The sequence below is a fragment of the Micromonospora sp. 15K316 genome (assembly GCF_004348525.1).
GTDB lineage: Bacteria > Actinomycetota > Actinomycetes > Mycobacteriales > Micromonosporaceae > Micromonospora.
This window is the reverse complement of sequence record NZ_SMKG01000049.1, coordinates 23,845-31,777: the sequence shown is the minus strand read 5'-3', so window position 1 is coordinate 31,777 and position 7,933 is coordinate 23,845. Positions and strand designations below refer to the sequence as shown.

The following is a 7,933-nucleotide window of genomic DNA, read 5'->3' as shown; positions in this document are numbered from 1 at the left end:
CCCGATCCGCCGGGCCCGCCCGCCCACCCCTCGGGCGCGGCACCGGCGGATCGGGGCTGCCCGTGGAGGGCGATCCGGGCCGCTCCGGCGTTCCGGTTCCTCGGTTCCCGGAAACCGGTGGCACGATGGGGGGCATGGCGGCTCCGCAGGTTGCACCGGTCGAGACGCCGGCCACCGAAGAGGTGCCGGTCTCCGACCGGCCGTGGGTGACGATCGTGTGGGACGATCCGGTCAATCTCATGACGTATGTGACCTGGGTCTTTCAGAAGCTCTTCGGCTACAGCCGGGAGAAGGCCGAGAAGTTGATGCTGGACGTGCACCACAAGGGCCGCGCCGTCGTCTCGTCCGGCGCCCGTGAGCGGATGGAGCATGACGCGTCGCAGCTGCACGCGTACGGGCTCTGGGCGACGGTGGACCGCTCGTGAGCGCGACGAGTCAGCCGGTGTCCCGAGCCCGGCAGCCGCGAAGAGGGATGGGGCTGTGAGCATGTTCCGCCGCCAGAGCGGCCGCTACGTCGCCACGTTCGCCACCGACGAGGTGCGCGTGCTGCGCAAGGTCGCCTCCGAGGTGGTCGGTCTGCTGACCGACGGCTTCGACCACTCCGACCCGGTGGTGGGCCGGCTCTTCCCCGACGCCTACCCGGACGACCGCCGGAGCACCGCCGAGTTCCGCCGCTACACCGAGGGCGACCTCAAGACCGGCAAGATCGACCAGGCGGGCGCCATCCTCGCGGCGCTGCCCGGCGAGACCGGCGGCGAGGTGCGGTTGGACGCCGAGGCGGCCGAGGCGTGGCTGCGCGCGTTGAACGACGCGCGGCTGGCGATGGGTGTCCGGCTGGAGATCAAGGACGGCACCGACCTCGGTGAGGAGCTGGACGACGCCGTCGCCGAGGACCCGACCTCCAGCCGGGTGTTCCAACTGTCGGTCTACGCATACCTCGGCTATCTCCAGGAATCCCTGCTCAACGCCCTGATCGACGAGGCGTGACCCCGGCCACCCTCGCGGCCCGCCTCCGCCAGGCGTTAGGCTGGTTCGCGTGCTGAGCATCGACCGGTCGATCGTCGACGCGATCGTGGCCCACGCTCGCCGGGACCACCCCGACGAGGCGTGCGGCGTCGTCGCCGGTCCCGCCGGCAGCGACACGCCGACCCGGCACATCCCGTTGGAGAATGCCGCCCGCTCCACGACGTTCTACCTGATCGACTCGATGGAGCATCTCCGGGTGTGGCGGGAGATGGACGACCGCGACGAGGAGCCGGTCGTCATCTACCACTCGCACACGGCGACGGAGGCCTACCCGTCCCGCACGGACATCTCCCTCGCCGGGGAGCCGGGAGCGCACTACCTGCTGGTCTCGACCCGCGAGCCCGACACCGAGGAGATCCGCTCCTTCCGGATCGTGGACGGTGTGGTGACCGAGGAGCCGGTGCGGATCGTCGACGCCGCGGTGGACCCGCACGCCGTGCAGTCCTACAAGTTCGGGCAGAGCCCGACGGCGGTCGACTACGAGTGTTCCGGCGCCTGAACTCCACGCCGTAGCACCCGTTCCCGTCCCGTCACCGAGGCACACCCGAGAAGGAGCACGACATCATGGCCATCGAGGTTCGCATCCCCACCATCCTGCGCAGCTACACCGGCGGCGCGAAGGTCGTCGAGGGCGCCGGCGACACCCTGGGCGAGCTGCTCACCGACCTGGACTCCCGGCACGGCGGCCTGAAGGGTCGCCTGGTGACCGAGGCCGGCGCACTGCACCGCTTCGTCAACGTCTACGTCAACGACGAGGACGTCCGCTTCCTCGGCGCGCTGGACGCCAAGCTCAACGACGGTGACAGCATCACCATCCTGCCGGCGGTCGCCGGCGGCGCGTTCGGCTTCGCGGCGGCCGCGGCGATCGGCTCGCACAAGCTGTCGACCGTCGTGGAGTCCGGTCACCCCGTCCCCGACGTCGCCCGCTGAGACGACCGCCATGGCGCGGTACGACAGCCTGCTCGACGCATGCGGCGGCACGCCCCTGGTGGGGCTGCCCCGGCTCTCACCGACGGCGCCCGAGGGGGCGCCGCCGGTGCGGCTCTGGGCGAAGCTGGAGGACCGGAACCCGACCGGGAGCATCAAGGACCGGGCGGCCCTGTTCATGGTCCGCGCGGCCGAGGAGGCCGGTCAGCTCCGCCCGGGCGACACCATTCTCGAGCCGACCAGCGGTAACACCGGGATCTCGCTGGCCATGGTGGCGAAGCTGCGCGGCTACCGCCTGGTCTGCGTGATGCCCGAGAACGTGTCGACCGAGCGGGTGCAGCTCCTCCGGATGTACGGCGCGGAGATCATCTTCTCGCCGGCTGCGGGCGGGTCGAACCAGGCGGTCGCCACCGCCAAGCAGATCGCCGCCGAGCACCCCGACTGGGTGATGCTCTACCAGTACGGCAACGAGGCGAACGCCCGGGCGCACTACGAGACGACCGGGCCGGAGCTGCTGCACGACCTGCCGACCATCACCCACTTCGTGGCCGGCCTCGGCACCACGGGCACGCTGATGGGCACCGGGCGCTACCTCCGGGAGAAGGTCGAGGGCGTCCAGGTCGTCGCCGCCGAGCCCCGCTACGGCGAGCTGGTCTACGGCCTGCGCAACATCGACGAGGGGTACGTCCCGGAGCTCTACGACGCGACGGTGCTGTCCCGGCGGTTCTCCGTGGGCACCCGGGACGCGGTACTGCGTACGCGGCAGCTCGTCGAGGTGGAGGGGATCTTCGCGGGCTTCTCCACCGGCGCGATCCTGCACGCCGCCCTCGCGGTCGCGCACGAGGCGGTGCGCGCGGGGCGCCGCGCCGACGTGGCGTTCGTGGTCGCCGACGGCGGCTGGAAGTACCTCTCCACCGGGGCGTACGGCGGCACGCTGGCGGACGCCGAGGAGGCCCTGGACGGGCAGCTCTGGGCCTGACCCGACGGCTGCCGCGCGCTCACGTAGCGCGACGGCCGGCGTCGCGCGGCTGTCCAGATTCGGTCACGCGATACCGGCCGTCCCGGCGGTGGGTGTCACCTTGACGACAACTTTCAACGGATGATTCTTGCGCCCCCGCGTGCGAGCGTAGGCTGCGCTGCGTGGCGTACGCGTCGGTCGAGATCATGAGTCGAGCGCCGATCGACGTGACGACTACGGAACGTGACAGCGAGACGACTCGATGCGACTGACCGTCCTGGGCTGCGCGGGAAGTTTCCCCGGACCGGAGGCCCCCTGCTCGGCCTACCTGGTCGAGGCCGACGGCTTCCGGCTGCTGATCGACTTCGGCTCCGGTTCGCTCTCCACCCTGCAGCGCTACGCGGGCCTGCACGCCCCGGACGCGATCCTCCTCACCCATCTGCACTGCGACCACGTCCTCGACGCCGTGACGTACGTGGTGGTCCGGCGCTACGCGCCCGACGGCCCCTACCCGCCCCTGCCGGTCTACGCGCCCTCCGGCGCCCCCGACCGGCTGGCGGCCGCGTACGGCGACGGCGACGGCATGGACGACGTCTACCAGTTCTACGGCCTGCAGCCCGGCACGTTCCCGATCGGCCCGCTCACCGTCACCGTCGACCGCGTCAACCACCCCGTCGAGACGTACGGGGTGCGGCTGGAACACGAAGGCCGGGTGCTCTGCTACTCGTCCGACACGGCCCCCTGCGAGGCGCTGCTGCGCCTGGCCCAGGACGCCGACGTCTTCCTCTGCGAGGCGAGCTACCTCGACGGTGTGGAGAACCCGCCGGACCTGCACCTGACCGGCCGGGAGGCCGGCGAGGCGGCCACCAAGGCGGGCGCCCGCCGGCTGCTGCTCACCCACCTGGTGGCCGCCTGGGGCAGCGAGGCGCACACCGTCGAGTCGGCCGCCGCCGCGTACGCCGGTCCGCTCGAGGTGGTGCGCCCCGGCGCGAGTTACGACATCTGACCCGCCGGACGCCTACCGCTCTTGCCGTAGTGTTCGCCGGGCCGTCAGCGTCCGGTCGCCTCACGCACCCGTGACACCCGCACGGTGTGCACATGCGGATCGCCATCGTGACCGAGTCGTTCCCCCCGGACGTGAACGGCGTCGCCCACTCCGTCGTCCGGACGGCGGAACACCTGGTCGCCCGTGGCCACGAGCCGTTGGTCATCGCGCCCGCCCCGCCCGGCGCCACGCGCCACGACACCACCGAACATCCGTACCCGGTGGTCCGGATCCCCAGCGTGCCGATGCCGCGGTACCAGGGCTTCCGGCTGGGCGTGCCCACCACCCCCCGGCTGACCGGGGAGCTGCTGGGTCACCGGCCCGACGTGGTCCACCTGGCCAGCCCGTTCGTGCTCGGCGCCCGGGCGGCCACGCTGGCGGCTCGGCACGACCTGCCGACGGTGGCCGTCTACCAGACCGACGTCGCCTCGTACGCCCGCGCGTACCGGCTCTCCTGGGGAGAGACGGCCGCCTGGCGACGACTCCGCGAGATCCACAACTCGGTGGGCCGCACCCTGGCCCCCTCCACGCGGGCCGCCGCGGACCTCATCGCGAACGGGGTGCAACGGATCTGGCTGTGGCGCCGGGGCGTGGACGCGGAGCGGTTCCAGCCGGCGAAGCGCTCGGCGGAGCTGCGCGCCCGCCTCGCCCCGAACGGTGAGCTGCTGGTCGGGTACGTCGGCCGGCTCGCCCCGGAGAAGCGGGTCGACCTGCTGGCGGCGACCGCGAAGCTCCCCGGCGTACGGGTGGTGGTGGCCGGGGACGGGCCGGTCCGCCGGCAGCTGGTCCGGGCCCTGCCGCAGGTCGACTTCCTCGGGGTGCAGCAGGGCGAGGACCTGGCCCGGCTCTACGCCAGCCTGGACATCTTCGTGCACACCGGCCCGCACGAGACGTTCGGGCAGACCGTGCAGGAGGCGCTGGCCAGCGGGGTGCCCGTGGTGGCGCCCGCCGCCGGCGGTCCCGTCGACCTCGTGGAGTCCGGCGTCACCGGGTTGCTGGTGCCGCCCGGTGACGGAGGTGCGCTCGCCGCGGCGGTGGCCGTGCTCGGCGCGGACCCGGCGCGCCGCGCCGCGTACGGGGAGGCCGCCCGGCGCGCGGTCCGCCGGCGGAGCTGGGCGACGGTGGGCGACGAGCTGATCGGGCACTACGAGGCCGTACGCGCCGGCTCGACGTCGGCCGCCCAGCTGCCCGCCGCCTCATGACCGGTGCGGCCACCGCCGGCCCGCTGCGCATCGTCCGGCTGGCCAACTTCGTCACCGCCCGCTCGGGCGGGCTGCGGACCGCGCTGTACCACCTCGGCGAGGGGTACCGCGCCGCCGGGCACGAGCCGGTGCTCGTGGTGCCCGGCCCGCGCGACGCCGACGAGCAACACCCCTGGGGGCGGGTGATCACGCTGGCCGGCCCGCAACTGCCCGGCACCGGCGGCTACCGGCTGCTGGTCGGGCGGAAGCGGCTCACCCGGTTGCTCGGCGCGCTGGCACCGGACCGGCTGGAGGTCTCCGACCGGTTCACGCTGCGCTGGACCGGCGGCTGGGCGCGGGCGAACGGTGTGCCGGCCGTGATGGTCTCGCACGAGTCGCTGACCGGCCTACTGGGACAGTGGGGTGTGCCGGACCGGCTGCGTCGCACCGTCGCCGACCGGCTCAACCGGCGCAGCGCCGAGGCGTACGACCGGATCGTCTGCACCACCTGGTGGGCGGCGGAGGAGTTCACCCGGATCGGAGCGCGCAACCTGGACCTGGCCCCGCTCGGCGTGGACCTGGACACCTTCCACCCCGATCGGGTCGACGCCGCCGTGCGCGGACGGTACGCCGACCCTGGTGAGGTGCTGCTCGTGCACTGCGCGCGGCTGTCCCCGGAGAAGCGGCCGCAGCTGGCCGTCGACGCCGTCGCCGTGCTGCGCCGGGCGGGCGTACCCGCGGTGCTGGTGATGGCCGGTGACGGTCCGATGCGGGCGGCGCTGCGGCGGCGCGCGGCCGGACTGCCGGTCCACTTCACCGGCTTCCTGCCCGACCGGTCCGCCGTCGCGGCCCTGCTGGCCAGCGCCGACGTGGTGCTCGCCCCCGGGCCGGTGGAGACCTTCGGACTGGCCGGGTTGGAGGCGCTGGCCAGCGGCACGCCGGTGGTGGTCAACGCCGCGAGCGCGCTGCCGGAGGTCGTCGGCTCCGCCGGGCAGGCCGCGACCGGCCGGCCGGAGGCCGTCGCCGAGGCGGTGAGCCGGCTGCTCGCCCACCCGGAGGGGCAGCGGCGCCGGGCGGCCCGGTCCCGGGCCGAGGAGTACAGCTGGCCGGCGGCGGTGGCCGGCTTCCTCCGGGTGCACTCCGCCGAGCCGGTCGCCCCCTCCGCCCCGGCCTGACGGCCGATCCGCGGCCCGCACCTCGGTGCGGCCCAGGCCCGCTCCGCTCGGCCCGGTCCGCTCGGCCCGCTCGGCCCGGAAGGCCGGCGTGCGGGGCCGGCCCGGTCGGCCGCGTGCGTGGCGGGCGGGTCGGGGACACCGCGGCGCGGCCGGAACGGCGAACCGCATAGGGTGCAGGCATGGCACGACCCGACGGGCGACAGCCCGACCAACTCCGACCGGTGACGCTGACCCGGGGGTGGAGCACCCATCCGGAGGGCTCCGTGCTCGTCGAGTTCGGCGCCACCCGGGTGCTCTGCACGGCGAGCGTGACCGAGGGGGTGCCCCGCTGGCGCAAGGGCTCCGGCCTCGGCTGGGTCACCGCCGAGTACGCGATGCTGCCCCGGGCCACCAACACCAGATCCGACCGGGAGAGCGTCCGCGGAAAGGTCGGTGGACGTACCCATGAGATCTCCCGGCTGATCGGTCGCAGCCTGCGCGCCAGCGTCGACCTGAAGGCGCTCGGCGAGAACTCGATAGTCCTCGACTGCGACGTGCTCCAGGCCGACGGCGGCACCCGGACGGCGGCCATCACCGGCGCGTACGTGGCGTTGTACGACGCGGTCAGCTGGCTCGCCGAGCGCAAGGCGCTGGCCGGCAAGCCGGAGACGGTGATGCACCGCTCGGTATCCGCGGTGAGCGTCGGCGTCATCGGGGGCGAGGCGCGCCTCGACCTCTGCTACGCCGAGGACGTGGCGGCCGAGGTCGACATGAACGTGGTCTGCACCGGCACCGGCGACTTCGTCGAGGTGCAGGGCACCGGGGAGGCGGGCGTGTTTCCCCGCAGCCAGCTCGACGCCCTGCTCGACCTGGGGGTGGCGGGTTGCGCGGAACTGGCCGAGATCCAGCGGAAGGCTCTCTCCTGAGCGCGAGGAGTGAGCCTGCGAGCCCCGCAGTCGCGAGCAAAGGCGGAACACCATGAACAAGGTCCTGCTGGCCACCCGGAACCGTAAGAAGCTGGTGGAGTTGCAGCGGATTCTCGACGGTGCGCTCGGCGCGCACCGGGTCGCGCTGCTGGGCCTCGACGACGTCGAGGAGTACCCGGAGCTGCCGGAGACGGGCCTGACCTTCGGCGAGAACGCGCTGATCAAGGCGCGGGAGGGGTTCCGGCGCACCGGCCTGCCCACCGTCGCCGACGACTCGGGCCTGGCGGTCGACGCGATGGGCGGAATGCCCGGCGTCTTCAGCGCCCGCTGGTCCGGCCGGCACGGCGACGACCAGGCGAACCTCCAGCTGCTGCTCGACCAGGTCACCGACCTGCCGGACGAGCACCGCACCGCCTCGTTCGTCTGCGCCGTCGCCCTGGTGCTGCCCGGCGGCAAGGAGCACCTGGTCGACGGTCGGCAGCCCGGCCGGCTGCTGCGCGCCCCGCGTGGCGACGGCGGCTTCGGCTACGACCCGATCTTCGTGGGCGACGGGCAGACCCGGACCAACGCCGAGCTGACGCCGGAGGAGAAGGACGCGGTCAGCCACCGCGGCAAGGCGCTGCGCGAGCTGGCCAAGCTGGTCGCGAAGCTCCTCCCACCGGCGAGCTGACCCGCGCCTCGTAACGCGCCCGAACACGCGGAGCGTGGCCATCCGA

General features: G+C 73.6%; 10 protein-coding genes. All 10 read left to right on the top strand.

All coding sequences use genetic code 11. The features are described from left to right. The first annotated feature begins 134 nt into the window (after nucleotides 1-134). Complete coding sequence (gene clpS, locus E1211_RS13020) at nucleotides 135-425, top strand: ATP-dependent Clp protease adapter ClpS (RefSeq protein ID WP_132348834.1); 291 nt, start codon at nucleotides 135-137, stop codon at nucleotides 423-425. Nucleotides 426-486: 61 nt separating this feature from the next. Further along, nucleotides 487-987: a DUF2017 domain-containing protein gene (locus E1211_RS13015; protein ID WP_207915357.1), complete on the top strand. Its 501-nt coding sequence runs from the start codon at nucleotides 487-489 to the stop codon at nucleotides 985-987. Between the two features lie 49 nt (nucleotides 988-1,036). After that, complete coding sequence (locus E1211_RS13010; RefSeq protein WP_132348830.1) at nucleotides 1,037-1,525, top strand: Mov34/MPN/PAD-1 family protein; 489 nt, start codon at nucleotides 1,037-1,039, stop codon at nucleotides 1,523-1,525. A 65-nt stretch (nucleotides 1,526-1,590) separates the two neighbouring features. After that, on the top strand, nucleotides 1,591-1,956 hold the full coding sequence (locus E1211_RS13005; protein WP_132348828.1) for a MoaD family protein: 366 nt from the start codon (nucleotides 1,591-1,593) through the stop codon (nucleotides 1,954-1,956). 10 nt (nucleotides 1,957-1,966) lie between these two features. Continuing rightward, on the top strand, nucleotides 1,967-2,932 hold the full coding sequence (locus tag E1211_RS13000) for a PLP-dependent cysteine synthase family protein (protein WP_132348826.1): 966 nt from the start codon (nucleotides 1,967-1,969) through the stop codon (nucleotides 2,930-2,932). Between the two features lie 241 nt (nucleotides 2,933-3,173). Then, a complete protein-coding gene (locus tag E1211_RS12995) occupies nucleotides 3,174-3,917 on the top strand; it encodes an MBL fold metallo-hydrolase (RefSeq protein WP_132348824.1) in 744 nt (247 codons plus the stop codon). 92 nt (nucleotides 3,918-4,009) lie between these two features. Then, on the top strand, nucleotides 4,010-5,158 hold the full coding sequence (locus E1211_RS12990; protein ID WP_132348822.1) for a glycosyltransferase family 1 protein: 1,149 nt from the start codon (nucleotides 4,010-4,012) through the stop codon (nucleotides 5,156-5,158). Then, the gene (locus tag E1211_RS12985) at nucleotides 5,155-6,312 is read left to right on the top strand and encodes a glycosyltransferase (protein WP_132348820.1); all 1,158 of its coding nucleotides are present in this window, start codon (nucleotides 5,155-5,157) and stop codon (nucleotides 6,310-6,312) included. The genes E1211_RS12990 and E1211_RS12985 overlap by 4 nt, the downstream gene beginning before the upstream one ends. Nucleotides 6,313-6,491: 179 nt before the next feature. Next, on the top strand, nucleotides 6,492-7,217 hold the full coding sequence (rph, locus tag E1211_RS12980; protein ID WP_132348818.1) for a ribonuclease PH: 726 nt from the start codon (nucleotides 6,492-6,494) through the stop codon (nucleotides 7,215-7,217). 52 nt (nucleotides 7,218-7,269) lie between these two features. Next, nucleotides 7,270-7,887, top strand: a complete 618-nt coding sequence (gene rdgB, locus E1211_RS12975) for an RdgB/HAM1 family non-canonical purine NTP pyrophosphatase (RefSeq protein WP_132348816.1) — start codon at nucleotides 7,270-7,272, stop codon at nucleotides 7,885-7,887. The last annotated feature ends 46 nt before the right edge of the window (nucleotides 7,888-7,933 follow it).